Here is a 23,846-nt window from a genome sequence, read left to right on the forward strand (position 1 = left end):
GATAACGCCCAGTGTCAGCGAGGCACGCCCAACATGAAACGATTGACCTGTGAAAAACAGCCTACTGGTCCGTACCTGCCGGGGGATCCGGTCCGGGCGGCCACCGGTGTGGTTCATGCGCCAGGCGGGCCGGTCGCTACCCGAATATCGCCAGGTACGCGAGGGCATGTCGATGCTCGAATCGTGCCAGCGCCCGGACATGGTCGTCGAGATCACGATGCAGCCGGTACGGCGTTACGGCGTGGACGGCGCGATCTTCTTCTCCGACATCGTCGTGCCGTTGAAGGCGATCGGACTGGACATCGAGATCGAACCGGGCGTCGGGCCCGTCGTCGCCGAACCGATCCGCCGGCCAGCCGACCTTGAGCGCCTGCGACCGCTGGAGCCCGACGACGTGAGCTTCGCCACGGAGGCTGTTCGGGGCCTGCTGGGCGAGCTCGGGGAGACGCCGCTGATCGGGTTCGCCGGAGCGCCGTTCACCCTGGCGTCGTACCTCGTCGAGGGCGGGCCGTCGCGGCACCACGAGCGAACCAAGGCCCTGATGCACAGCCAGCCGGATCTCTGGCACGACCTGCTCGCCCGCGTGGCCCAGATGTCGGCCACCTACCTGCAAGTCCAGGTCGCCGCAGGCGCCAGCGTGGTGCAGCTGTTCGACTCGTGGGCCGGAGCGCTGTCACGTGCCGACTACGAACGGTTCGTTCTCCCGCACAGCACCACGGTGCTGCAGAGCGTCCGCGACGTGCCCCGTATCCACTTCGGCGTCGGCACGTCGGAGTTCCTTGACCTCATGGCAGGTGCTGGCGCCGACGTCGTCGGCGTGGACTGGCGGCTCGCGCTGGACGAGGCGGCGCGCCGGGTCCCGGGCACGGTGCTGCAAGGAAACCTCGATCCCGCGCTGCTGCTGGCGGACTGGCCGGTGATCGAGGCCGAGATCGAGCGGATCGTCACCGAGGGGCGCGCCGCGCCGGGCCACGTCTTCAATCTCGGACACGGCGTCTTGCCGTCGACGGATCCCGATGTGCTCGCCGCGGTGGTGGAGCACATCCACACCCTCAGTACCCGCTGATCATGAACAGGAAGCGACCACATAGGTCGCTTACTGTTCATGATCAGCGGGACGAGGGGGGCGGAGGTGGGCGGTCAGGTGGACGGGGACGGCTCGGGCTGGGGCTCGGAGCGCACGCGCCGGCGCCGGAACCAGTACCACAGCGCGACGGCGAGCGGCCCCGCGATGATCAGGAACGGGAGGATGGCGCCGAGCACCGCCGTCGCCACGACGAGCACGCCGACGAACGCGTCCCACCCGGCGCCGAGGCCGGACAGGAAGCCCGGTGTGCCGGCCTCCTCCGTGTCGCCTTCCTCGTCCAGCTCGAACGTCACCGTGACGGTCGCCAGGGAGGTCTGATCTTCCAGGTGCTCCTGCCGGGACAGCAGCGCGTCGAGATCGGCCTCGCGCCGGGCGAGCTCGCTCTCGATGGAGACGATGTCACTGACGTCTTCGGCCTCCTGCAGGAGCTCCTGGATCCGCGCGATACTCGCGCGTTGCGACTCGATCCGCGACTCGACATCGACGACCTCGTGCGTGACATCCTCCGCGGTGCGGCTACGGTCAGCGACGTCGCCGAGATCCTCCAGCTCGGAGACCGCGTCGGCGTGCTCGTCCGACGGGATGCGCAGCGTGAGCGTCGCACGCTCTTCCGTGGCTCGCTCGTTGGCCACGAAGCCCCCCGCACCCTGCGTGATGGATGTCGCCCGCTCCGTCGCCTCGTCGAGATCCTCCGTGACGACCCGCAGCTCGACCGTGTAGATGATGTCGCGGCCCAGCGCCTGCTCTTGCACCTGATCGATGACGCCGCCGGCGTCCTCCGAGGCGGCGCCGTCACCGCCGGGGGCGTCCATGTCGCCGGCGTCCGCGCGCTCCGGCGCGGCGCCCTCCTCGATATTGGCGTCCCCCGCGGCCTGCTCGTCCTTGGTCGCATCGTCAGCGCCACCACATGCGGCCAGGGCCAGCACCGCTGCGATCGCCGCGTATCCTATTACCATCCGTCGGTGCACGGTCTCCTCCACGATTCAGCGGAACGTTGCGGCAGATATGTCGCGAAAACGCGGTGGATATCTGCCATGGATCGGTATGCGGTTCGGGCCCGTCCGCTTTCTGTCTGTTCGGACGGAAGGGCCGAGCCGATGGTTGCAGGCGGCATGATTACGATCGGGCTACGGGAGGGTGAAGCCGATGACGCGGGCGCCGCGGGTGGCGGTGATCGGCGGCGGGATCAGCGGTCTCGCGGCGGCGTGGTCGCTGCGGCGTGAACTCGCCGGGCATGCCGGTCAGGACGGGCATGCTGATCAAGCCTGGGAGGGCGATCAGGCCGAGATCACGCTCTTCGAACAGCGCCGCATGCTGGGTGGGCACCTGCGGGTGTCCGACGTCGCCGGCCTGCCGGTCGACGAGGGCGCCGAGTCCGTCCTGGCACGCCGGCCCGAAGCCGTGGACCTCGCCCGTGATGTCGGTCTCGGCGACGATCTCGTCCATCCCGCACCGGTTGGCGCCGGAATCTGGAGCCGCGGGTCGATTCATCCGATGCCGGCGAGCACCGTCATGGGGGTTCCCGCCGATCCGGTGGCCCTCTCCGGCCTGCTGACCGGCGCCGAGGTGGCCACCGTGGCCGGTACCGACGACGCCGCCGTCCCCGGGATGCCCATCGAGGCCGACGTCTCCATCGGCCGGCTGGTCGCATCACGCATGGGACGGGCCGTCGTGCAACGCCTAGTCGAACCGCTGCTCGGAGGCGTATACGCGGGCCATGCCGACGAGCTGTCCCTGGACGCGACCGTCCCGGCGCTGGGTGCGGCGGCACGGCAGCATCCCACCTTGCGCGAGGCGGTGCAGAGCGTGCGCGAGTCGGCCCCGGCGCCCGACGGCCCGGTCTTCGCGGGGATTGACGGCGGCGTCGGCCGGCTCCCGGAGGCGGTGGCGCGCGCGGCCGAAGCAGACGTGCGCACCGGCGTGACTGTCCGCGAACTCCAGCGTGACGGCACCGGCTGGCGGCTGGTGACCGGACCGGTCCCGGCGCCCGACATCTTTCACGCCGACGCCGTGATCCTCGCCGTGCCACCCGTGCCGGCAGCGCGGCTGCTGCGCGGCCACGCCGACGCCACCGCCGCCGAGCTGGACGGTATCGAGTCGGCGAGCATGGCCGTCGTCACGCTCGCGTTGCCGCAGTCGGCCTTCCCCGAACCGCCCGCGTCGTCGGGTTTCCTGGTCCCGCCGGCCGAGGGCAGGACCATCAAGGCCGTGACCTACTCGTCGGTGAAGTGGCCCTGGCTGGGCCAACGGGCCGGAGACCTCGTGGTACTGCGCGCGTCCATCGGACGGCACCGCGACGCCGCCACCCTCCAGCGCGACGACACCGAGCTCGTCGACGCCGTGCTGGCTGACCTGCATGACGCGGTGGGGGTGCGGGGCCGCCCGATCGATTCCCGGGTCACCCGCTGGGGTGGAGCGGTGCCGCAGTACACCGTGGGCCACGTGCAGCGCGTGGAACGCATCCGCGCGGGCGTCTCGCAGCTGCCTGGCCTAGACGTGTGCGGCGCCGCATACGACGGCGTGGGCATCGCCGCGTGCGTCGGCACGGCCGGGGCAGCGGCACGACGGGTGGCTGACGACGTGCGCAGCAGTCGTGTCAGGATCGGAACATGAGCGAGCAGCCAGCGCGCCCGAAGGCGCGTGATCTGAACGAGGTCATTCGGTACACCATGTGGTCGGTGTTCCGCCTGCGTGAACCACTCGGCGACATCGACCGCGCCCCGCTGGTGGCTGGCGTCGACGGGCTCGTCGACGAGCTGGCCACCAAGGACGTGGTGGTTCGGGGCACGTACGACGTCGCCGGGCTGCGGGCCGACGCAGATCTCATGATCTGGTGGCACGGGCCCACCATCGACGAGCTCCAGCTGGCCTACCAGCGTTTCCGGCGCAGCGGCTTCGGGCGCTACCTCGAAGCGGTGTGGTCGCAGGCCGCCTTGCACCGTCCGGCCGAGTTCAACAAGAGCCACGTTCCCGCGTTCCTGGCCGGCGAGGAGCCGCGGGCGTACGTGTGCGTGTACCCGTTCGTGCGCTCCTACGAGTGGTACCTGCTGCCGGACGAGGAACGCCGCCAGATGCTGGTGGAGCACGGGCAGATGGCGCGCGACTACCCGGACGTACGAGCCAACACGGTTCCGGCGTTCGCCCTGGGGGACTACGAGTGGATGCTCGCGTTCGAGGCCGACGAGCTGTACCGCATCGTCGACCTCATGCGGCACCTGCGCGGCTCGTCCGCCAGGCGCCACGTGCGCGAGGAGGTGCCGTTCTACACCGGGCGCCGGGTGCCGGTGGAAGAGCTCGTCAACTCCCTGCCGTGACGGCCGCCCGCGCCATCGGGACATGCGGGATGCCGTCGTCGAGGAACTCCGGGCCGGTGGGGGAGAAGCCGTACCTGCGGTAGAACTCGACCAGGTGGGACTGCGCGTGCAGCACGCACCGGCGCTGGCCCACTCGCGCCAGGGCGGCGTCCATGAGCTGCCCGGCGAGCCCGGTTCCGCGTGCGGCCGGCAGCACGAGCACCCGGCCGATGCGGCACGTGCCGTCCGGGTCGGTGAGCAGGCGCAGGTAGGCAACCGGTGAGTCGTCGTGGTCGAACCAGAGGTGCAGGGCGCCCGGTTCGAGATCGCGCCCGTCGAGCTCGGAGTAGGGGCACTGCTGCTCGACGACGAACACGTCGACGCGCAACGCCAGCAGCGCGTAGAGCGTGGGGACGTCGAGCTGGCCGGGCGTGGCGACGTGCAGGCGCGGCTGGTCGGTCATGCTCACCGGATCCGGACGAAGGTGCCCTTGGCAGGCAAGGTGATCACGAGCTGTCGTTTCTCCAGCTCGGTCCGGACCCGCCGGATGGTGCCCAGCGAGACGCCGTACTCTGCCGCGAGGTCACGTTCACTGGGCAGGCGGCGGCCCGGTGGCAGGTCGCGGGCCTCGATGCGGGCCGCCAGGTGCTCGGCCAGCCTCTTGTAGGTGTACTCGGTGCTGCGCACATCGGGATCGAACTCCGGGATGTGCACCGAAACCGGCGGCTCGACACTGACGCTGTCCAGGGCCGCAGCGGTAGCACGCATGGCCATGACATCGGCGTGGCGCAACTCCCGCACGACCGGATCGTGAAGCTCGGCCGCGACGTGGTGGGGGACCCCCTCCTCATGCAACATGCCGAACGATCGTAGCCGAACCGACATGGGCGAACAAGCAGGTCACGCGTCTAGTGGATCTAGAAGAATCGCTACGGTTCCACGCGGCGCAGCGCCACACCGTTGATGCAGTACCGCTCGTCGGTCGGTGTCGGAAAGCCCTCACCTCGGAACACGTGACCGAGATGCGAGCCGCAGCGCGCGCACCGCACCTCCGTGCGAACCTGGCCCATGCTGCGGTCCTCGTGGTATTCCACCCGGTCTTCGGCGAGCGGGGCATAGAAGGTGGGCCAGCCACAGCGCGCGTTGAACTTGGTCTCGCTGTGGAACAGCTCGGCACCGCACGCCCGGCACTGGTAGATGTACGAGCCGTCGTCCAGATGCTCCAGCGGGCTCGACCCCGGAGCCTCGGTACCCGCCTGGCGCAGGACGTAGTACTCATCAGCCGACAGTTGCGCGCGCCATTCCGCGTCGCTCTTCTCCACCTCGTAGGACATACTGCGAGACTACGACGCCCGCGCCGTAGAAGGGCGGTCTGGCGAGCAGGGAACCGGCGGCCACATCCATCTCGCCGATGTGGCCGCCGAGGGTCAGGCCGGCAGCCGTCGAGCCCGGCTCCGCCGGGTCACGGCGAGCTCTCGGCGCCCGTCGCTCCCCTGGCGCGGCTGGGCTGGACCCGCGGCGGCTCGCCGGGCATCTTCGGATAATCCGGGGGATAGGGCAGCTCGGCGGGCTCGCCGTCGTGCTCGTCACGGTCGGCCATCTCCAGCAGTGGCTCGATCGAGTACGCCCGCGCCTCCAGGGACGCGTGCAGGTCACCGAGCTCGGTGAAGCGGGCCGGCATGGTGGCGATGTCGAAGTCGTCGGGTTCGACATCGCCGAGCTCGTCCCAGCGCACGGGCGCCGACACCGTGGCGCGCGGGTTGGGGCGCACCGAGTACGCCGAGGCGATGGTGCGGTCCCGCGCCATCTGGTTGTAATCGACGAACACCTTCTCGCCCCGGTCCTCCTTCCACCACGACATCGTGACCTGCGACGGCATCCGCCGTTCCAGCTCCCGCCCGTACGCGATGAGCGCCCGGCGCACCTCGGTGAACTCCCAGCGCGGCTCGATCGGCACGTACAGGTGCAGGCCACGCCCGCCGGACGTCTTGGGGAAGGCGTCCATGTCCAGCTCGTGTAGCAGGGCCCGGGCCTCGCCGGCGACACGCACGGCGTCGGCGAAATCCGTGCCCGGCTGGGGATCGAGGTCGATACGCATCTGATCCGGCCGATCGACGTCGGCGCGGCGCACCGGCCACGGGTGAAACGTCAGCGTTCCCAGGTTGGCCGCCCACGCGACAACGGCCAGCTCGGTGGGGCACACTTCGTCAGCGAACCGGCCGCTGGGAAACGCGATCCGGGCCGTCTCCACCCACGACGGCGCACCCTTGGGGATGCGCTTCTGGTAGAACGCGTCCCCCCGGTTGTCCTGGCGCGTCGACAACCGGGCGCCGTCGAACACCCCGGCCGGCCAGCGCTCGAGCGTCGTGGGCCGCTCCCGCAACGCTCCCAGAATGCCGTCACCGACGCTGACGAAGTACTCGACGACGTCGAGCTTGGTGAAACCGCGCTCGGCAAAATAGATCTTGTCCGGATTGGAGACACGCACCGACCGGCCGGCCGCGTCGACGAAGGCGGGCTCGTTCACAATTCCGCATTCCCTTCCTGGTGATGCCGGGCCTCTGACTCCCAGTCTGGCTCGGACTGGGCGAGCAGGTGCAGGACCGGCACCTTGAGCTTACGCCGAGCGCGGTTGGTCCAGTCGACGTGAAAGAACTCCGCCACCAGATGCGGGCGGGTGAGGATGATGACCTCGGCCGCGCCACACTCGTCGACGAGCGACGCGAGCCGTTCCAGGGGATCGGCCGCCGTGATCTCGCCGGTCACCCGTACCCCCTGATCGCCGAACGCGGTCACGGAGGTGTCGAGTGCTTGCCGGCTGGCCTCGCGGATCTCGTGGTGGACCCGTTCGAGGTCTTCCTCGTCCAGGTACAGCGCGGCCGTGCCCATGACCTCGCTGGCAGCCAGCGAACCGATGGTCGCTTCCACGCGGGTGGCGGCGTCTTCGACGGGGATGAGGACGTAGTAGTGGACGGTATCGGGGACGTCAGCGTGCAGCGCGACGATCTGCCGGGCATCCCAGCTGGTGACCGGCTGCTCGACCAGAACGACAACCTTGTACGACATGGCACACCTCCGAGGGTGCCGACGGAACGTCGCGTACCGTCGATCGAAGGATTCATATGTCATGGTGACACCAAATCGGTCCAGATGGGTGAAGATGAAACCATGCAGTTACCCGTGATGCCGCCCGTGGCGCCAATGCTGGCGAAGTCCGCGAAGAAGATCCCCTCGGGGATGCACTACGAAGGCAAGTGGGACGGTTTCCGCTCGATCATCTTCCGCGACGGCGACGAGGTCGAGATAGGCAGCCGCAACGAACGGCCCATGACCAGGTACTTTCCCGAGGTGGTGGAGGCGGCTCGGGAGCACCTGCCGCCACGGTGCGTCGTCGACGGCGAGATCATCATCGTCACCGGTGACCACCTGGATTTCGAACGCCTGCTGGATCGGATCCACCCTGCCGACTCGCGCGTGCGGGAGCTCGCCGAACGCACGCCCGCGAGCTTCCTGGCGTTCGACCTGCTCGCCCTGGGCGACGTCAACAGCATGGAACACCCGTTCGAGCAGCGCCGCGAAGCGCTCGTGGGGGCGCTCGCCGATGCCGGGCCACCGGTCCATCTGGCCCAGGCCACAACCGACGAGACCGAGGCGCGACGCTGGTTCGACCAGTTCGAAGGGGCGGGACTGGACGGGCTGATCGCGAAAGGACTGAACGATCCGTACCGGCCGGGGGAGCGCACCCTCGTCAAGGTCAAGCACGACCGCACGGCCGACTGCGTCGTCGCCGGCTTCCGCTGGCACAAGAGCGGCGGCGTGGTCGGATCCCTGCTGCTGGGCTTGTACGACGACGCGGGAACGTTGCAGTTCATCGGTGTCAGCTCGGCGTTCCCGATGAAACGGCGGGCCGAGCTGGTGGAGGAGCTCGCCCCGTACCGGATGGACGCCGGCGCCCTGGCCGAGCACCCCTGGGCCGACTGGGCACGCGCCGAGGCGCACGAGGGCGCGCGGCTGCCCGGCAACCAGAGCCGCTGGAACGCCGGCAAGGACCTCTCGTGGGAGCCGCTGCGCCCCGAGCTCGTGGTCGAGGTGGCCTATGACCACATGCAAGGCACGCGGCTGCGGCACACCGCCCAGTTCCGCCGCTGGCGGACCGACCGGGACCCGAAAAGCTGCACGTACGAACAGCTGGAAGAACCGGTCAGCTACGACATCGCCCAGGTCCTCGGCACACAACCCACCTCCACAGAATGATCATGTTTGGTACGTTTTCTCGGGCGATAACACGTCTGCAGACGTGGTACCGCCCGAGAAGGCGTGTTACGGCTTGTGTCTCATGTTTCGTTCGGGGCCCGAGCGGATGAGCGACGTCGGGGTACTGTTGAGGGTCGACGCAGACTTTCGGCCGCTTCTGCTCCCAGGTGATCATCAGGTGATTGGATCGGCGATGATCGGCTGGGTTGAGTCTGGCCTGACCGCCCGGACTGTCCGCGGTCGCAAGATGCACACGCTTCAGGGACTCTTCGATGAGTTCGCAGCAGCGCTTCAGTTCCCGCTGTACTTCGGTGAGAACGAGGATGCGTTCAACGAGTGCATCGCCGAACTGGAGACGCTGCCCGCCGGCGAGGGCTACGTCGTGACCATCACCGAGCCGGACCAGGTCCTCGCCGATGCCGGCGACGAGCCGCTTGGATGGCTAGCCCGGTCGCTCGAATCTGCGGCTGAGGAATGGGCCCAGCCGGTCGAACTCGGCGAATGGTGGGACCGGCCCGCGGTCCCGTTCCATGTCGTGCTCGCTGGAGCGCGGCACGTGATCGAGCTGGCAGCCCGCCGGTGGTCGAGCGCAGGGGCGACGCCGGTGCCGTTCGAGCAGGCGTGATCGCGGCCGAGTTCGAGAGGGCACTTGTTGGCTCTGCGGAACGTCCAGCGGCCCGCATCCTGCTCTGGACGTTCCGCAGAGCCAACAAGTGGGCCCGGCGCTTGCTGCCCGCTGCCCGCGCCCCGGCCGCGCTGCGGCTACGCCCGGGCGAGCCAGCGGGTGAACAGCGTGCTCGCGTCTTCGATGATGTGTGCGAGCTGCCAATCACTGCCGATGATCGGCTCGCCGTCGAGGATGTGGGTCGCATAGCCACCGGTCAACGCGGGCGTCATGGTGAAACACAGCTCGTCGAGATGCCCCGCCCGCACCACATGCGCCAGCAGCTGCGGCCCGCCCTCGCACAGCACCCGGCGTAGCCCGCGCGTAGCCAAGTGCTCCCGCACCGCCTTCACATCGATGTCGGCATCCCCGGCGATGATCACATCAGCGACCTCGGCCAGCGCCGAGCGTCGCTCCACCGGCGAGGCATCAACCGTGAACACCATGGTGCGCTGCTCGGCACCGGTCATCTGGCACGCGTGCGTGAACAGCGGCGACGACGGATGCAGCTCCAGGCGACGACTCACCACGGCCATCGGTGCGGCCGGCGGCTGCCCGTAGCGGGCTCGCATGTCCGTCAGGATGGGATGCGGCTCCACCGGACCATAGTGTTCGGCCCGCGCCGTCCCGGCGCCGACGAGCACGACGTCGGCCAGCGCCCGCAGGACACCGAGCAGCCGTTGGTCAGCGGGATTGGACAGCGTTCCGGAACGCCCGTCGGGTCCCTGTGCGGCACCGTCGATGCTGCTCACCATGTTGCCGCGGATCCAGACACCGTCATCGAGCGGTTGCGGGAAGGCGTAGAGGCGAGCCAGCGCCGTGTCGCCGTCGAGGTCGGCCTGGCGGTGAACGGGGTGGTGGAGATCGGCGCGGCCGAGGTCGGCAGGCTCGCCCACATCAACGGGTGCGGGGGAGCCCGCGTATCCCGACGACGAGGCGCCGGGCGGGGTCGGTGGCGGGTAGATGAGCTGCACGATCAACTATTCCATCAGACTGTCCTGGAGCGCCCCGACCAGCTCGTGCGCCGGTGGAACCGTACGGCGACGACACGCTCTCCGAGCTGGCACATTGTGCCGACGACGATGCCACGCTCGACGATTTCGACGCCTTGTGCCGTCATCTGGAGGCGGTTCATTTGTCGCAGCACGGCCCGCTGTTCGGCGGTGTCCCGTCGGTGTTTCTCCGTGGGCTGCGACCCGTCGATGATCAGAGCGTGGCGCTCCGGCTGGCGGTCCTGGCCGGCCGCCTGTCCGACCGCACTATCCCCGTGCAGGTCAGCGGCGTTTCGCTGGACAAGCTCTGCGCACCGGAATTGCTGACTGGCGGCTATCGCACGACGTACTATCGCGCCACGGGCCGCCTCGTCGCGCTCGCCCGGCGGCACCCGTGAGGCCGGCACCGGTTACTGGTTGGTTACAGCTCGATATCGTGGACTTTCGCCCCTGACGAGCGGGGCTGACTCGATATAGTCTTCGTGGCCTGCCTTATGAGAAGACTCACTATCAAGACGCTCTATCAAGACGCTGAACATCACCGGCCTGGAGGACGACCGTGAAGAGACGTTTTCGATTCGCCGCAGCACTTGGAGGACTCGCGCTCGTCGCCACGGCCTGTGGTGAGGCGCCCGACGAGGAGAACGACACCGCCACCAACGGCGAGGAGGAAGGCGCGGACTTCGAGGCCTGCATGGTCACCGACGAGGGCGGCGTGGACGACAAGTCGTTCAACGAATCCGCGTGGAATGGCCTGCAAAACGCCGTCGACGCGGGCGTGATCAACGAGGACCCCAGCCTTGCCGAGTCGAACTCCCCGTCGGATTTCGAACCGAACCTGCGCAGCATGGTGGACCAGGACTGTGGCCTGATCGTCACGGTGGGATTCGCCCTGGCTGATGCCACGCAACAGTTCGCCGAGGACAACCCGGACGAGCAGTTCGCCATCGTCGACTTCATCTACGAGGAGGAGATCGACAACGTCAAGCCGCTGGTCTTCAACACGCACGAAGCTGCCTTCCTCGCGGGCTACGTTGCCGCGGGCTACACGGAGACGGGCACGGTCGGCACCTGGGGCGGGGCCAACATCCCGACGGTCACCATCTTCATGGACGGCTTCTGGGACGGCGTTCAGCACTACAACGAGGTCAAGGACGAGGACGTCGAGGTGGTCGGCTGGGACAAGGAAGAGCAGGACGGCCAGTTCGTCGGCGACTTCAGCGACACCACCCTCGCGTTGCAGATCAGCGAGAATTTGATCGATGCCGGCGCCGACGTGCTGCTCCCGGTGGCGGGTCCGCTGGGCGAGCAGGCAGCCATCGCCGCCCGTGACGATGGCGACTCGGTGGTGATCTGGGTCGACGTCGACGGTTACGAGGCCGCTCCCGAGTACTCGGATCTCATGCTGACCAGCGTGGAGAAGGGCATCTCCGTCGCCGTCGAGGAGGCGGCGAGCGCCGCGGCGGCCGGCGAGTTCTCGAACGAGCCGTTCGTCGGGACGCTGGAGAACGACGGTGTGGGACTCTCGCCGTACTACGACTACGAGGACGAACTGTCCGACGAGCTCAAGTCGGAGGTCGAGGAGCTGCGCGAGCAGATCATCTCCGGTGAGCTGACCGTCGAGTCCGACGCCGCGTTCTAGGCAGCAACGTCCGTGAAGCTCGAACTCCGAGGGATCACGAAGAGGTTCGGGCCGGTCGTCGCGAACGACGGCATTGACCTCACCGTCTTGCCAAGCGAGATCCACGGCCTGCTCGGTGAGAACGGCGCTGGCAAGAGCACGTTGATGAACGTGCTCTACGGCCTGCTCGAACCGGACGGCGGAACCATCTCGGTCGACGACCGCGAGCTCGCGCTGACCAGCCCGAACGACGCGATGGCGGCGGGCATCGGCATGGTGCACCAGCACTTCATGCTCGTTCCGGTCTTCACCGTGGCGGAGAATGTCATGCTCGGGGCCGAGCAGACCTACGGCCCCGGGTTCCTCGACCTGGCCGCCGCCCGGGAGCAGGTGCGCGAGGTCTCCGAACGCTACGGCTTCGACGTCGACCCCGACGCCGTGGTCGAGGATCTACCCGTCGGCGTGCAGCAGCGCGTCGAGATCATCAAGGCGCTCGTCCGCGACGCCCGGGTGCTGATCCTGGACGAGCCGACGGCGGTGCTCACTCCCCAGGAGACCGACGAACTGATCGACATCATGCGCCAGCTGAAAGCGGCCGGCACGTCGATCGTTTTCATCACGCACAAGCTGCGCGAGATGAAGGCGGTCGCCGACCGCATCACGGTGATCCGTCTCGGTGCGGTCGTGGGCGAAGCATCACCCGACTCCAGCGAGAACGAGCTGGCGTCGATGATGGTCGGGCGGGCGGTGAGCCTCATGGCCGACCGTGGCGCCGGCGAACCAGGCGATCACGTCCTCCAGGTCGACGGGCTCACCGTCGTCGACGGCCGGGAGCAGGTGGTCGTCGACGACGTGTCCTTCGACGTCCGTGCCGGGGAGATCTTGGCCGTCGCCGGTGTTCAGGGCAACGGCCAGACCGAGCTGGTCGAGGCGATCCTTGGCCTGCAAGAACGGGTGACCGGATCGGCACGGCTGGATGGGAGCAACGGCACGGAGCTGCTCGGCATGTCGGTGCGCCAGGTGCTGCACGCGGGTGTCGGGTTCATTCCGGAAGACCGCAAGGTCGACGGCCTGGTCGGCCAGTTCACGGTGGCCGAGAACCTGATCCTCGACCTGTACGATCAGCCACCCTTCGCGGCCGGGCCGCGGATGAAGCCGGCTGTCATGCGTGACAACGCGCGCCAGCAGGTCCGCGAGTTCGACATCCGCACCGACAGCATCAACACGCTGGCCGGCACCCTGTCCGGAGGAAACCAGCAGAAGCTCGTCGTTGCCCGCGAGCTGTCCCGCCCGCTCAAGCTGCTGATCGCTGCCCAGCCCACCCGGGGGCTCGACGTCGGTTCGATCGAGTTCGTGCACAGCCGGATGGTCGCCGAACGCGATCGGGGAACGGCGGTGCTCATCGTGTCGACCGAACTCGACGAGGTCAGCGCGCTCGCCGACCGGATCCTGGTGATGTGCCGGGGCAGGGTCATCGGCATCGTCCCCGGCGACACCAACCGCGACGTGCTGGGCCTGATGATGGCGGGGTTGGCACCCGAAGACGCCAAGGCCGAGGCCAGCGCCCGCCCCGATGATCGCGGAGCACCATGACTGAGACGCGGGAAGACACGCCCCCGGAAGAGAAGGGCCCATCGGCCGGGCAACGGTTCTGGCAGGAGCTGACCACCGGGAACATCATGGTCACGCTGCTGTCCGTCGTCCTCGCTCTGGTCATCGGCGCCGTGCTGGTCGCCATCTCGGATCCGCGGGTACAGGACGCGGCCGGGTATTTCTTCGCCCGCCCGGGCGACCTGTTCAGCGCCACGTGGAGCTCGGTCGGCGACGCATACGCCGCGCTCTTCACCGGATCACTGATCGACGTCAGCGAATACACGGTGGGCCGGGCGCTGCGCCCGTTCGGTGAGACGCTGACGAACGCGACCCCGCTGATCGCCGCCGGGCTGGCCGTTGCCATCGCGTTTCGCGCCGGGCTGTTCAACATCGGCGCCGAAGGCCAGATCATCCTGGGCGCCATCTTCGCGGGCTACGCGGGATTCGCCTTCGACCTGCCGATCATCGTGCACGTCACCGCTGCCGTGGTGGCGGGCATCGTCGGAGGCGCGATCTGGGCGGGAATCGTTGGCGTGCTCAAGGCGAAGACGGGCGCGCACGAGGTCATCGTCACGATCATGCTGAACAACATCGCTGCGTTCCTGCTGGCCTACCTGCTGGGGACCGTCGCGTTCCAGCGGCCGGGCCGCCAGGACCCGATCAGCCCGTTCGTCGACGAATCCGCCCAGCTGCCCCGCCTGGTCGAGAGCACCCGCGTGCACGCCGGATTCCTGCTCGCCATCCTGGCGGCTGCCATCATCTGGTGGCTGCTCAGCCGCAGCACGCTGGGATTCCGGCTGCGCGCCGTGGGCAACAACCCGAATGCCGCGCACACCGCCGGGATGTCGGTGGCCGGTACCTACGTCGTCGTCTTCGTGCTCGCCGGCATGCTGGCCGGGCTGGCCGGCGCGTCGCTGGCGCTGGGCACCGAGCGGCACCTGAACACCGGGATATCCGGCGGCCTCGGCTTCGACGCGATCACCGTCGCGCTGCTTGGCCGGGCCAACCCCTGGGGAACCGTCGCGGCCGGGATCCTGTTCGGCGCGCTGCGAGCCGGCGGTGTCACCATGCAGGCGCGCACCGGCACGCCCATCGACCTGGTCCTCGTCGTACAGGCACTCATCGTGCTGTTCATCGCCGCGCCGCCGCTGATCCGGGCGATCTTCCGGATCCGGGTACGCGCGAAGGAACCGGTGGCCACCGCGTCGAAGGGGTGGGAGTCGTGAGTACCGCGCGCGTGCTGACCCGCAGCTGGAGAACACCGATCACGTTGACCGTGCTCGGTGCCGTCGCTCTGGTCGTCTTCGGCCTCCTCGCACCACCCGGCGAGCACAGCACGTTCGGCGTGTCGACGGGCGGCGACCTGGTCCAGTTCGAGCCGCTTGCCCTGCCGTCCCGTCTGGTCGGCATCCTGCTGGGTATCGCCTGCCTCGCGCTCGCCGGCTGGTCATTCACGCTCGTCGCGCGGGGGAGACGGGTACCGATCTGGCTGTCCATCACATTCGGTGTCGCCTTCGTTCTGGCGTTCCTCACGTGGTCGGTCGCCGGGGCACAGATCTCGCTGCCCGCACTGCTGCAGGGCGCGCTCGCCCTGTCGGTCCCGCTCATCTTCGGCGCGCTGTGCGGGCTGGTGTGCGAACGTTCCGGGGTCATCAACATCGCGATCGAAGGGCAGCTCCTCGGCGGTGCGTTCCTGTCCGGCGTGGTGGCGTCGCTCACCACCAGCGTCTGGGCGGGGCTCGTGGCAGCGCCACTGGCGGGGCTGCTCGTCGCATATCTGCTGGCGGTGTTCACCGTCCGGTACTACGTCAACCAGATCATCGTGGGGGTCGTGCTGAACGTGCTCGTCATCGGGCTGACGAGCTTCATGTTCGGCCGCCTGCTCAGTCCCAATCCCGAGACGTGGAACTCACCGGGACGGTTCCTGAGCATGAAGATTCCCATCCTGGGTGACATCCCCGTGATCGGTCCGGTGCTGTTCGACCAGACGGTGATCGTGTACATCATGTACGTGACGGTGGCCGTGCTGTACGTGGCGCTGTTCCGGAGCCGGTGGGGCCTGCGTGTACGTGCCGTCGGTGAGCATCCGGAGGCGGCCGACACGGCCGGGATCCAGGTGAATGCCGTCCGGTTCCGCAACGTCCTGATCGGGGGTGCCGTGGCCGGCCTGGGAGGCGCGTACTTTACGCTCGGCCTGTCCGGGTTGTTCAGCCGCGAGATGACGGCGGGGCAGGGCTTCATCGCCCTCGCTGCCATGATCCTGGGCCGGTGGAATCCGATCGGTGCCGTTTTCGCCGCCTTGCTGTTCGGGTTCGTCAACAATCTGCAGAGCGTGCTCGGCATCATCGGCACGCCGATCCCCAGCGAGTTCATGTTGATGGCGCCCTACGTCGTCACCATCATCGCCGTGGCCGGCCTGGTGGGCCGGGTGCGACCACCCGCGGCCAGCGGACAGCCTTATATCAAGACGTGAGGCAACGCGCCGGAAACCGGGTCACCGGTCACGGTGGCCAGCTCGTTAGACTCTTTGCGCGTGGAGTCAACCAGCAACGGCCGGAATGCCGGTCACATCCAGTCCGTCGAGCGCGCGATTGCCATCCTGGAGTTGTTGGCTCGCGACGAGTGGGCCGGTGTCACCGATGTCGGCAACGCCCTCGGCGTTCACAAATCGACGGCATTTCGGCTGCTCAACACGCTAGAGAGCCGCGGGCTCGCCGAACGGAACCTGCACACAGGCAAGTACCGGCTGGGCTTCGGACTCGTGCATCTCGCCCACGCGGTCACCGTCGAGCACGACGTCACCCGGCAAGCTCAGGTGGGCTGCGAGTGGCTCGCCCAGAACAGCGAGGAAACCGTCACGCTGTCGGTGCTCGAGGCCAACGAATCGGTCACGATCGACCAGATCCTGTCGACGTCCACCGTGGCCAGCCGCAGCTGGCTGGGCAGGCGCACCCCGCTGCACTGCACGGCTCCAGGCAAGGTCTTGCTCGCCTACCTCGGTGAGGAAGAACGCGAGGAGATCATCGCCGGGCCACACGAACGCTATACCGACTACACCATCCTCGATCCGCAGCAGCTACGCGAAGAGATCGAGCGGGTGCGCGCGCACGCCTACGCCACCACCTACGAGGAGTTCGAGGACGAACTGAGCGCCGCCGCATCCCCCGTCTACAGCACCGACGGCTCGGTCGTCGCCGCGATCGGGCTGTCCGGGCCGTCCTACCGGCTCGATCGCGAGCAGTTGGCCGCCTCGGCACCCGTGGTCCGCGAAGCCGCCGAGCTGGCCTCGGCCGGCTTCGGGCACACCGACCTCACCGACTACCCGGACACCTCGGAGTCCGACGAGACCAGCGATCAGTGATCGGGCGGGTATCGGGCACCCACCTCTAGGCGCTCTGGCGGTTGCCCAGCGTCCGGCGGTGGATCTCGTCGACGATGGCCGGGACCACCTCGCCGACGTCGCCGATCACGCCGTAGGTGGCGCGGGTCAGCAGGGGCGCCTCCGGGTCGGTGTTGATGGCCAGGATCGCCTTGGAGTTCATGCACCCGACCCAGTGCTGCGTGGCGCCGCTGATGCCGCACGCGATGTACAGATCCGGGCTGATCTTGGTGCCGGTCTGGCCCACCTGATCGCTGTGCGGGCGCCACCCGTTGTTCGTGGCCACCCGCGAGCACCCGACGGCCCCGCCGGTCAGCTTGGCGAGCTCCTCCAGCGGCTCGAAGCCTTCGGCACTGCCCACGCCGCGTCCGCCGGACACCACGATCCGGGCGGTGGCCAGGGTCACACCGCTGTCCTGCGTGGTCTCATCGACAAGCTGGGTGTGTACGACGCCGTCGAGCTCCGGCGTGAACGATTCCACCGGCACCTCTCTCAGGCTGCCCAGCGAGGCCGCTTCCACGGCCCCGGCGGCGGTGGACGCGAACGTGGTCGGCGCCGTTACCGCGGCGTCTTCGAGGAGCAGACCTCCCTGGCGAGCCCGGGTGAGGGTCCAGGTGGGCGGGTCGCCGTTCGCGCGGCGATCCAGCGAGATCGTCGTACAGTTCGCCACCAGAGGTGCATCGGCACGTGCAGCCGCCTGCGCCATCACCTCCAGCCCGCGATCCGATCCCGGACCGAGCACGATCGACGGCTGCAGGCGGGCGATGAGCTGGTGCAGCGACTCGCCCCACAGCTCGGGGGAGTAGGTGGCGAGCATCGGATGATCGAGCTGGTGCAGCCGGGACACGGCGAGCCCGCCGGACTCCGCGGCCCGGCCGCCGTCGCCGAACACCACTGCCTCCACTGCCTCGCCCAGCTCACCAGCCAGCCGGTGCGCCAGGGTCAGCGTCTCCCGCGACGACGCGGACACGCCGTCACCGTCCAGCTCGATCATTACGAGCGCGTGCATTCAGACCACCTCCAGCTCTTCGAGCAGGTCGACGACGGCGGGAGCGGCGTCGGCGCCGTGACCGAGGACGACCGTCTGCGTACCTGCCTCCTCGGGGTGGCGCAGCCGGATCCGTCGCAGCGTGCCCGGCGCCACCTCGGGCTGGATGCCGCGCACCTCGGCCTTGCGGGCCCGCAGGCGCCCGCGCATGCTCGGATAGCGCGGCAGGTTCAGGCCCTCCTTGACGCCGACGGCTGCCGGCAGTGCGGCCTCGTAGACCTCAACCCCGGCGGGAACCTCGCGCCGGAACCTGGCCCGGCCGTCCGCCTGGTCGATATCGATGCCCTTGACGCCGCCGACCATCGCGCGGCTCAGGGCACACGCCACCCGGATGCCCACCTGGTAGTGGCCGGCATCCGGAGATTCGTTGCCGAACATGATCAGGTCGAACGTCGCCCCGTCGGCCTCGAGGGTCCGGATCGCGTCGGCGAGAGCCGCCGCCGTGGCCTGGGGGTCGAGTTCGGTGTCGCCGGTGTCGACGAGTACGCCGTGGTCGGCTCCCATCGAGATGGCGTATCGGAGTTGCTCGTCGGCCTCGGGCGGGCCGGCGGTCAGCACGGTGACGCGGCCGCCCGCATCACCGGCGATGCGGATCGCCTCCTCGACGGCGCACTCCTCGTGCGGCCCGACGGTGAAGGCGAGGTTGCGGGTGTCGACGCCGCCGCCGTCGGCGCTCAGCTGCGGCGTGCCACCCGACGCGCGAACGCGTTTCACGCAGACGAGGATGTTCATGTCACTCACGCCTTCATGCGGGTGTCGTCGGGGTCGAACAGGGGCGTGCGGCCGGCCCGGGCCACCGTGACCGGGTAGCGCTCGCCCATGTACTGGACGAGGAGCCGGTTGCCCTCGACGGCGTGCTCGACCGGGAGGTAGGCCATCAGCAGGTAGGCGCCCACCGACGGCCCGGAGCCGGCGCTGGTCACGTACGACGGGCGGCCCAACCGGTCCACGATCCGTTCCCCGTGGGGGGTGAGGATCGGCTCGCCACCCTGCGGGAAGCGGCGGGTACCGAGGGAATCGCGGTGATCGTCCACGGTGAGAGTGCACATGACGGCGATGCGTTCGTGCTCGCGCGCCCGCAGGTAGCCTTCCTTGCCGATGAAGTCGGCATCCTTGATCTTGCGCGGGCCGAGATCGGCATCGACCGGCGTGTACTCCGACGTCAACTCGGCGCCCATGAGCCGGTAGCCCTTCTCCATGCGGCCCGTGGTGCCGTAGACACCGATCCCGGCGGGCACGATGCCGTACGGTGCACCGGCCTCGGCAATGATGTCCCACAGGGCCAGGCCCTGCTCGAACGGTGCGTGCAGCTCCCATCCGAGATCGCCGACGTAGGAGACGCGCAGGGCCAGCACGGGAATGGTGCCGATGGTGATGTGCCGTGCCGTGGCGAACTTGAAGCTCTCGCCGCTGACGTCGTCGTCGGTCACCGCCGAGAGCACGTCCCGCGCTCGCGGACCCCACAGCCCCAGGGTGCACACGGCCGACGTCAGATCGGTGAGGGTGGCCGAGCCGTCGGATGGCAGGTTCCGGCTGAACCATGCCCGGTCCCGCGCACCGTCGGAACCACCGGTGATGACGCGGTAGCGGTCGTCGTCGAGGCGGATGACGGTAAGGTCGCTGCGGAAGCCCCCGTTGGGTGCCAGCACTGGCGTGTAGATCAGCCGCCCCACCGGCCGGTCGGCTTGAGCCACGATCATCTTCTGCATGTAATCGACGACGCCGGGACCGGCAACGTCGAAGTGGGCGAACGCCGACAGATCGATCATGGCCACCCGCTCGCGCATCGCCAGGTGCTCGGCATTGATGATCGGCGACCACCACCGCTGGTCCCACTCGTGGGGACGGTCCTGCACGGACTGGTGGCCGGCCTCGGCCATCTCCTCCAGAAGGTGCCGGTTCGACTCGTACCAGTGCGGCCGCTCCCATCCGCCGACCTCGAAGAACTCGGCACCGAGCGCCTGTTCGCGGGCGTAGAAGGGGGAGCGCCGGGCGCCACGGGCGGACTCCCACTGCTCACGCGGGTGCACGATGCCGTAGATCTTGTTGAAGCCCTCGTTGGCCCGGGCGCGGATGTGCGCCGGGGTGCGCTGGTTCGGGTAGAAGCGCGCGATGTCGGCGGCGTGCAGGTCGATCTCGGCGGCCCCGTGCGTCATCCACTCGGCCAGCATCCGGCCCACGCCGGGCCCTTCCTTGATCCACACTGCTGCCGCCGACCACAGCCCGCGTACCTCGGGCGTCTCACCCAGCGCCGGCCCGCCGTCCGGGGTGAACGACAGCAGCCCGTTGATGGCGTGGCGTACGCCGACGTCCTCGCGGTCCAGAATGCTGCCGAACAGTTGCAGCGCGTCCTCCATCTGCGGGTCGAAGTCGGGCGCCGTGAACGGCAGCTGGGTGGGGGAGAGCTGGGCGGCCGCCAGCGACGGGATGTCGTCCGGATCGTGCAAGATGGGCCGGTGTGCATACGAGCCGATCTCCAGATCGGGCCCGTTCTGCCGCTCGTACATCAGGGTGTCCATGTCCCGGATGATCGGGTAGGCAATCTCCACCCCTGTCGCGGCCAGCTCGGGGATCGGCCCCGCGTCGATCATCTGGTGCACCAGCGGTGTGAGGGGGATGGTCGCGCCGGCCATGCGCGCGATCCGCGGGCTCCACACCCCGCAGGCGACCACCACGGTCGACGTCTCGATGTCGCCGGCACTGGTGCGTACCTTCGTCACCTCGCCGCGCTCGGTCTCGATGTCCAGCACCTCGGTCTGCGCCGAGATCGTCACGTTGCCGATGTCGCTCGCCTGCTCGCGCATGAGCGCGCCGGCCTGAAGCGGGTCGACGACCGCCGCGGAAGGCGTCCAGAAACCGAGCCGGATGATGTCCCGGTTGACGAACGGCACCAGCTCGGCCACCCGGGCGGCGCTCACCAGTTCGGCATCGATACCCCAGGAGGTGGCCGAGGCCATCCGCCGGCGCAGCTCCTCCTCGCGTTCCTCGGTCCGGGCGATCTCGATCCCGCCGCTCGTCGTGAGCACGCCGAGCTTGGCGTACTGGTGCATCGAGTCGAGCGTCAGGTCGGTGATCTCCTTCGAGTGATCCACCGGGAAGATGAAATTCGACGCGTGCCCGGTGGAGCCGCCCGGGTCGGGCAGCGGTCCTTTATCGATCAGGACGATGTTGTCCCATCCCTGATCCGCCAGGTGATAGACGAGGGAGTTACCTACGATTCCCGCGCCGACCACCACGACGTCCGCTCGTTCCGGCAGTGTCTTGGTGTTCATGACGACGTCCTCCCTCCGGTGGGGAGATCACCGGAGCCCGATGATCTCTCCGTCCTGGTCGATATCGATGGTTTCCGCCGCGGGCGACGACGAGAGCGCGGGCATGGTGCGCATGTCCCCGCAGATGGGATAGACGAACCCGGCACCGGCCGAGGCGCGTACTTCCCGGACGGGCAGCCGCCACCCCCGAGGTGCACCCTTCAGCGAGGGGTCGGCGGACAGGGACAGGTGGGTCTTGGCGATGCAGATCGGGAGGTTGCCGAATCCGGCTCGTTCGTAGGTGTCGATCTGGCGCTGGGCCGCGGGGGCAACGTCGATGCCATCGGCGCCGTAGATGCGCCGGGCGATCGTTTCGATCTTCTCGGTGAGCGGCAGTTCCGTGTCGTACAGGTGGTGGAACGACGACGGCTCCTCGCACGCGTCGGCGACGGCCTCCGCCAGTTGCACGGCGCCCTTGCCACCACCGGAGAAGTGGGTGCTCACCGCGGCGCGGGCGCCTTCCTCGGCGGCGACGTCCAGGATTGCCTGCTGCTCGCTGGGGTGATCGGTGGGGAACGAGTTCACGGCAACCACCGGCGTGACGCCGTGCGCGCGGACGTTCGCGATCTGCTGGCGCAGGTTGACCGCACCGGCCAGCACGTCGTCGACGTTCTCTTCCAGCAGTTCGTCCGGCAACGGCCGTCCGGCGACGATGCGGTACTGCCCGGAGTGTGCCTTCAACGCCCGCACCGTGGTCACGATCACCGCGGCGTCGGGTACCAGCCCGGACGCGCGGCACTTGATGTTGAAGAAGCGCTCGGCCCCCATGTCGGCGCCGAATCCGGCTTCCGTGATGAGGTAGTCCGCCGCGCGGATGCCGATACGGTCGGCGATGATCGACGAGTTGCCGTGCGCGATGTTGCCGAACGGGCCGCAATGCACGAGCACGGGTGTCTGCTCCACCGTTTGCATGAGGTTCGGCTTGAGGGCCTCGCGCAGGATCACCGCCATCGCTCCGGCCGCACGCAGCATCTCGGCCGTCACCGGTTCACCGTCCTTGGTGTAGCCGACGACGATCCGGCCCAGCCGCTCGCGCAGGTCACGCAGGGACGTCGAGAGCGCGAGTACGGCCATGACCTCGCTGGCGGCGGTGATGTCGAACCCGGTCTGGCGGGGCGTGCCGTCGGCGCGGCCACCCAGGCCGGTGACGATCTGGCGCAGGTTGCGGTCGTTGACGTCCATGACCCGGTTCCACGTAATGGAGTGGGGGTCGATTCCGAGGTGGTTTCCCTGGTGGATGTGGTTGTCCACCATGGCCGCCAGGAGATTGTGCGCGGCCGTGACCGCGTGCATGTCACCGGTCAGATGCAGGTTCAGCGATTCCATGGGCGTGACCTGGGCATATCCACCACCGGCCGCGCCGCCCTTGATGCCGAACGTGGGTCCCATCGACGGTTGCCGGATGGCGACGACACCGCACTGGCCCAGCACGCCGAATGCCTGGCCGAGCCCGACGGTCGTTGTGGTCTTGCCCTCGCCCAGCGGCGTCGGCGTCACGGCGGTGACCACCACGTAGCGGGCCCGGGGCCGGTCGGAGAGCTCGTCGGGCGCATCCAGCGAGATCTTGGCGACGGAGTGGCCGTACGGTTCCAGCAGATGGTCACCGATGCCCATCTCCGCAGCGATGCGCTCCATCGGCCGGAGTGCTGCACCCCGGGAGATCATGAGGTCAGACGGCATGGTCATCGGCGGGCCTCTTTTCGTGTACGTCTTTGTATACGTGTGCGGGTATGTCTTCGTCCGCGGCGTGCCCGAGGCGTTGCTCGAGCCAGCGCACGGTCGCGGAGGTTTCGTTGAACGTGTAGATGTGCAGCCCGGCCAACGTGACCCGGCCCTCGGCCATCTGCCCGGCCAGGCCACGAACGATCCCGTCGGGCCGGTAGGCGCGCGGCGTGAGTAGCCGCCGCGCCATCGAACGATTCCCGCGCACGAAACGCAAGGAATCCCCCACACCGACCCGCAAACTCATGCGCAGCAACTTCGCGGGTGCGACCACTCCCGGAACACCCACGACGATCGGAAGATCGAACCCGTGCATCCGGGTCGAGGCCGCGAACCGGCCGATCGCGTCAGAATCGAAGCACAGCTGCGTCACCGTGTACGTGGCGTAGGGTCGCTTGGCTCGCAGAGCTTCCCAGAGGGTGTCGTCGTCGATCTGCGGGTGGCCCTCCGGGTAGGACGGCACCCCGATCCGGCCGAAGCGGTATCCCGAGGCGTCGATCGCCTTCAGCAACGCCAGGCCGTCCGGAAACGCGCCGTCGGAGGCGGACGCGTCGCCCCCGACGACGAACAGGTCGTCGACGCCGGCATCGTGCAGGCGTCGTAGGGCGTTCGTCAGCTGCGTCTCGTCGCTGAACTGGCGCGCGGCGAGATGCGGGACGGCCGCGTATCCGCGTGCGGCGAGCGTCTCGGTGAACGCGATCGTGTCCTCGATGCCGCGCCGGGGCGAAGCGGTCACCGTGACCGTCGCCCCGGCCGGCAACCGGGTGACGCGCTCGAGCGCACCCGCCACCGGAAGGACCTCGAAGCGCGGGTTACTCAGCAGCGTCTGCCGCCACCGCTTCACCCCTGGTGCGAGCTGCTTCATCATCGACCTCGACGTCA

General features: G+C 68.7%; 23 protein-coding genes. 11 read left to right on the plus strand and 12 right to left on the minus strand.

Going from position 1 to position 23,846, the window contains the following annotated elements:
- Nucleotides 1–49 precede the first annotated feature (49 nt).
- Nucleotides 50–1,066 (plus strand): uroporphyrinogen decarboxylase, encoded by a 1,017-nt coding sequence (gene hemE / locus DPM12_RS04815; protein ID WP_112257174.1) that lies wholly within the window; start codon nt 50–52, stop codon nt 1,064–1,066.
- Nucleotides 1,067–1,140: 74 nt separating this feature from the next.
- On the opposite strand, the gene DPM12_RS04820 is transcribed toward hemE, so the two are convergent.
- The gene (locus DPM12_RS04820; RefSeq protein ID WP_123788485.1) at nt 1,141–2,043 is read right to left on the minus strand and encodes a DUF4349 domain-containing protein; all 903 of its coding nucleotides are present in this window, start codon (nt 2,041–2,043) and stop codon (nt 1,141–1,143) included.
- Between the two features lie 190 nt (nt 2,044–2,233).
- On the opposite strand from DPM12_RS04820, the gene hemG reads away from it, so the two are divergent.
- Together hemG and hemQ are read left to right on the plus strand one after the other, a co-directional pair.
- Complete coding sequence (gene hemG, locus DPM12_RS04825; protein WP_112257176.1) at nt 2,234–3,700, plus strand: protoporphyrinogen oxidase; 1,467 nt, start codon at nt 2,234–2,236, stop codon at nt 3,698–3,700.
- The gene (gene hemQ / locus DPM12_RS04830; RefSeq protein ID WP_112257177.1) at nt 3,697–4,401 is read left to right on the plus strand and encodes a hydrogen peroxide-dependent heme synthase; all 705 of its coding nucleotides are present in this window, start codon (nt 3,697–3,699) and stop codon (nt 4,399–4,401) included. Before hemG ends, hemQ begins: the two co-directional genes overlap by 4 nt.
- Here the strand turns inward: hemQ and DPM12_RS04835 are convergent.
- The 5 genes from DPM12_RS04835 to DPM12_RS04855 all read right to left on the minus strand — a co-directional run bounded on the left by DPM12_RS04835 (nt 4,385) and on the right by DPM12_RS04855 (nt 7,446).
- Nucleotides 4,385–4,843, minus strand: coding sequence for a GNAT family N-acetyltransferase (locus DPM12_RS04835; protein ID WP_112257178.1), 459 nt, complete (start codon nt 4,841–4,843; stop codon nt 4,385–4,387). The two genes, hemQ and DPM12_RS04835, sit on opposite strands and share 17 nt — an antisense overlap.
- Nucleotides 4,844–4,845: 2 nt before the next feature.
- A complete protein-coding gene (locus tag DPM12_RS04840) occupies nt 4,846–5,238 on the minus strand; it encodes a winged helix-turn-helix domain-containing protein (RefSeq protein ID WP_211658443.1) in 393 nt (130 codons plus the stop codon).
- Nucleotides 5,239–5,309: 71 nt separating this feature from the next.
- Nucleotides 5,310–5,714, minus strand: coding sequence for a peptide-methionine (R)-S-oxide reductase MsrB (msrB, locus tag DPM12_RS04845; RefSeq protein ID WP_112257179.1), 405 nt, complete (start codon nt 5,712–5,714; stop codon nt 5,310–5,312).
- A 128-nt stretch (nt 5,715–5,842) separates the two neighbouring features.
- The gene (gene ligD / locus DPM12_RS04850) at nt 5,843–6,907 is read right to left on the minus strand and encodes a non-homologous end-joining DNA ligase (protein ID WP_245951203.1); all 1,065 of its coding nucleotides are present in this window, start codon (nt 6,905–6,907) and stop codon (nt 5,843–5,845) included.
- On the minus strand, nt 6,904–7,446 hold the full coding sequence (locus DPM12_RS04855; RefSeq protein ID WP_112257181.1) for a hypothetical protein: 543 nt from the start codon (nt 7,444–7,446) through the stop codon (nt 6,904–6,906). The genes ligD and DPM12_RS04855 overlap by 4 nt, the downstream gene beginning before the upstream one ends.
- Nucleotides 7,447–7,548: 102 nt before the next feature.
- On the opposite strand from DPM12_RS04855, the gene DPM12_RS04860 reads away from it, so the two are divergent.
- Complete coding sequence (locus DPM12_RS04860) at nt 7,549–8,634, plus strand: ATP-dependent DNA ligase (protein ID WP_112257469.1); 1,086 nt, start codon at nt 7,549–7,551, stop codon at nt 8,632–8,634.
- 193 nt (nt 8,635–8,827) lie between these two features.
- A complete protein-coding gene (locus tag DPM12_RS04865) occupies nt 8,828–9,259 on the plus strand; it encodes a barstar family protein (RefSeq protein ID WP_158542743.1) in 432 nt (143 codons plus the stop codon).
- 137 nt (nt 9,260–9,396) lie between these two features.
- Here DPM12_RS04865 and DPM12_RS04870 read toward each other — a convergent pair whose 3' ends face one another.
- Nucleotides 9,397–10,272: a dihydrofolate reductase family protein gene (locus tag DPM12_RS04870; protein ID WP_245951212.1), complete on the minus strand. Its 876-nt coding sequence runs from the start codon at nt 10,270–10,272 to the stop codon at nt 9,397–9,399.
- 53 nt (nt 10,273–10,325) lie between these two features.
- Here DPM12_RS04870 and zapE point away from each other — a divergent pair, with 53 nt between their 5' ends.
- The 6 genes from zapE to DPM12_RS04900 all read left to right on the plus strand — a co-directional run bounded on the left by zapE (nt 10,326) and on the right by DPM12_RS04900 (nt 16,865).
- Nucleotides 10,326–10,688, plus strand: a complete 363-nt coding sequence (gene zapE, locus DPM12_RS04875) for an AFG1/ZapE family ATPase (RefSeq protein WP_211658447.1) — start codon at nt 10,326–10,328, stop codon at nt 10,686–10,688.
- Between the two features lie 161 nt (nt 10,689–10,849).
- Nucleotides 10,850–11,932 carry a BMP family lipoprotein gene (locus DPM12_RS04880; RefSeq protein WP_112257184.1) on the plus strand — a complete coding sequence of 361 codons (1,083 nt, stop codon included), beginning with the start codon at nt 10,850–10,852 and terminating at the stop codon, nt 11,930–11,932.
- Between the two features lie 12 nt (nt 11,933–11,944).
- Nucleotides 11,945–13,504, plus strand: coding sequence for an ABC transporter ATP-binding protein (locus tag DPM12_RS04885; RefSeq protein ID WP_112257185.1), 1,560 nt, complete (start codon nt 11,945–11,947; stop codon nt 13,502–13,504).
- Complete coding sequence (locus DPM12_RS04890; RefSeq protein ID WP_112257186.1) at nt 13,501–14,730, plus strand: ABC transporter permease; 1,230 nt, start codon at nt 13,501–13,503, stop codon at nt 14,728–14,730. The genes DPM12_RS04885 and DPM12_RS04890 overlap by 4 nt, the downstream gene beginning before the upstream one ends.
- The gene (locus tag DPM12_RS04895; RefSeq protein ID WP_112257187.1) at nt 14,718–15,977 is read left to right on the plus strand and encodes an ABC transporter permease; all 1,260 of its coding nucleotides are present in this window, start codon (nt 14,718–14,720) and stop codon (nt 15,975–15,977) included. Before DPM12_RS04890 ends, DPM12_RS04895 begins: the two co-directional genes overlap by 13 nt.
- Before the next feature lie 60 nt (nt 15,978–16,037).
- Nucleotides 16,038–16,865, plus strand: a complete 828-nt coding sequence (locus DPM12_RS04900) for an IclR family transcriptional regulator (protein ID WP_158542745.1) — start codon at nt 16,038–16,040, stop codon at nt 16,863–16,865.
- Between the two features lie 25 nt (nt 16,866–16,890).
- On the opposite strand, the gene DPM12_RS04905 is transcribed toward DPM12_RS04900, so the two are convergent.
- Genes DPM12_RS04905 through DPM12_RS04925 form a run of 5 tightly spaced genes read right to left on the minus strand, consistent with a single transcriptional unit; the run spans nt 16,891 to nt 23,832 of the window.
- The gene (locus DPM12_RS04905) at nt 16,891–17,892 is read right to left on the minus strand and encodes an electron transfer flavoprotein subunit alpha/FixB family protein (protein WP_112257189.1); all 1,002 of its coding nucleotides are present in this window, start codon (nt 17,890–17,892) and stop codon (nt 16,891–16,893) included.
- On the minus strand, nt 17,893–18,645 hold the full coding sequence (locus tag DPM12_RS04910; RefSeq protein WP_211658450.1) for an electron transfer flavoprotein subunit beta/FixA family protein: 753 nt from the start codon (nt 18,643–18,645) through the stop codon (nt 17,893–17,895).
- Nucleotides 18,646–18,668: 23 nt separating this feature from the next.
- The gene (locus DPM12_RS04915; protein WP_112257191.1) at nt 18,669–21,203 is read right to left on the minus strand and encodes a GcvT family protein; all 2,535 of its coding nucleotides are present in this window, start codon (nt 21,201–21,203) and stop codon (nt 18,669–18,671) included.
- Between the two features lie 27 nt (nt 21,204–21,230).
- Entirely contained in the window at nt 21,231–22,928 is a 1,698-nt protein-coding gene (locus DPM12_RS04920) for a formate--tetrahydrofolate ligase (RefSeq protein ID WP_170313664.1), read from the minus strand.
- The gene (locus DPM12_RS04925; protein WP_112257192.1) at nt 22,912–23,832 is read right to left on the minus strand and encodes a methylenetetrahydrofolate reductase; all 921 of its coding nucleotides are present in this window, start codon (nt 23,830–23,832) and stop codon (nt 22,912–22,914) included. The genes DPM12_RS04920 and DPM12_RS04925 overlap by 17 nt, the downstream gene beginning before the upstream one ends.
- Between the last annotated feature and the right edge of the window lie 14 nt (nt 23,833–23,846).

It is taken from the genome of Phytoactinopolyspora halophila (assembly GCF_003287285.1).
Lineage (GTDB): Bacteria > Actinomycetota > Actinomycetes > Jiangellales > Jiangellaceae > Phytoactinopolyspora_A > Phytoactinopolyspora_A halophila.

What these genes read in the sequence shown, in the direction of transcription:
- DPM12_RS04820 (WP_123788485.1), bottom strand. Translation starts at nt 2,043, where the DNA reads ATGGTAATAGGATACGCGGCGATCGCAGCGGTGCTGGCCCTGGCCGCA.
- hemG (WP_112257176.1), top strand. Translation starts at nt 2,234, where the DNA reads ATGACGCGGGCGCCGCGGGTGGCGGTGATCGGCGGCGGGATCAGCGGT.
- hemQ (WP_112257177.1), top strand. Translation starts at nt 3,697, where the DNA reads ATGAGCGAGCAGCCAGCGCGCCCGAAGGCGCGTGATCTGAACGAGGTC.
- DPM12_RS04835 (WP_112257178.1), bottom strand. Translation starts at nt 4,843, where the DNA reads ATGACCGACCAGCCGCGCCTGCACGTCGCCACGCCCGGCCAGCTCGAC.
- DPM12_RS04840 (WP_211658443.1), bottom strand. Translation starts at nt 5,238, where the DNA reads ATGTTGCATGAGGAGGGGGTCCCCCACCACGTCGCGGCCGAGCTTCAC.
- msrB (WP_112257179.1), bottom strand. Translation starts at nt 5,714, where the DNA reads ATGTCCTACGAGGTGGAGAAGAGCGACGCGGAATGGCGCGCGCAACTG.
- DPM12_RS04855 (WP_112257181.1), bottom strand. Translation starts at nt 7,446, where the DNA reads ATGTCGTACAAGGTTGTCGTTCTGGTCGAGCAGCCGGTCACCAGCTGG.
- DPM12_RS04860 (WP_112257469.1), top strand. Translation starts at nt 7,549, where the DNA reads ATGCAGTTACCCGTGATGCCGCCCGTGGCGCCAATGCTGGCGAAGTCC.
- DPM12_RS04865 (WP_158542743.1), top strand. Translation starts at nt 8,828, where the DNA reads ATGATCGGCTGGGTTGAGTCTGGCCTGACCGCCCGGACTGTCCGCGGT.
- DPM12_RS04890 (WP_112257186.1), top strand. Translation starts at nt 13,501, where the DNA reads ATGACTGAGACGCGGGAAGACACGCCCCCGGAAGAGAAGGGCCCATCG.
- DPM12_RS04905 (WP_112257189.1), bottom strand. Translation starts at nt 17,892, where the DNA reads ATGCACGCGCTCGTAATGATCGAGCTGGACGGTGACGGCGTGTCCGCG.
- DPM12_RS04915 (WP_112257191.1), bottom strand. Translation starts at nt 21,203, where the DNA reads ATGAACACCAAGACACTGCCGGAACGAGCGGACGTCGTGGTGGTCGGC.
- DPM12_RS04920 (WP_170313664.1), bottom strand. Translation starts at nt 22,928, where the DNA reads ATGACCATGCCGTCTGACCTCATGATCTCCCGGGGTGCAGCACTCCGG.
- DPM12_RS04925 (WP_112257192.1), bottom strand. Translation starts at nt 23,832, where the DNA reads ATGATGAAGCAGCTCGCACCAGGGGTGAAGCGGTGGCGGCAGACGCTG.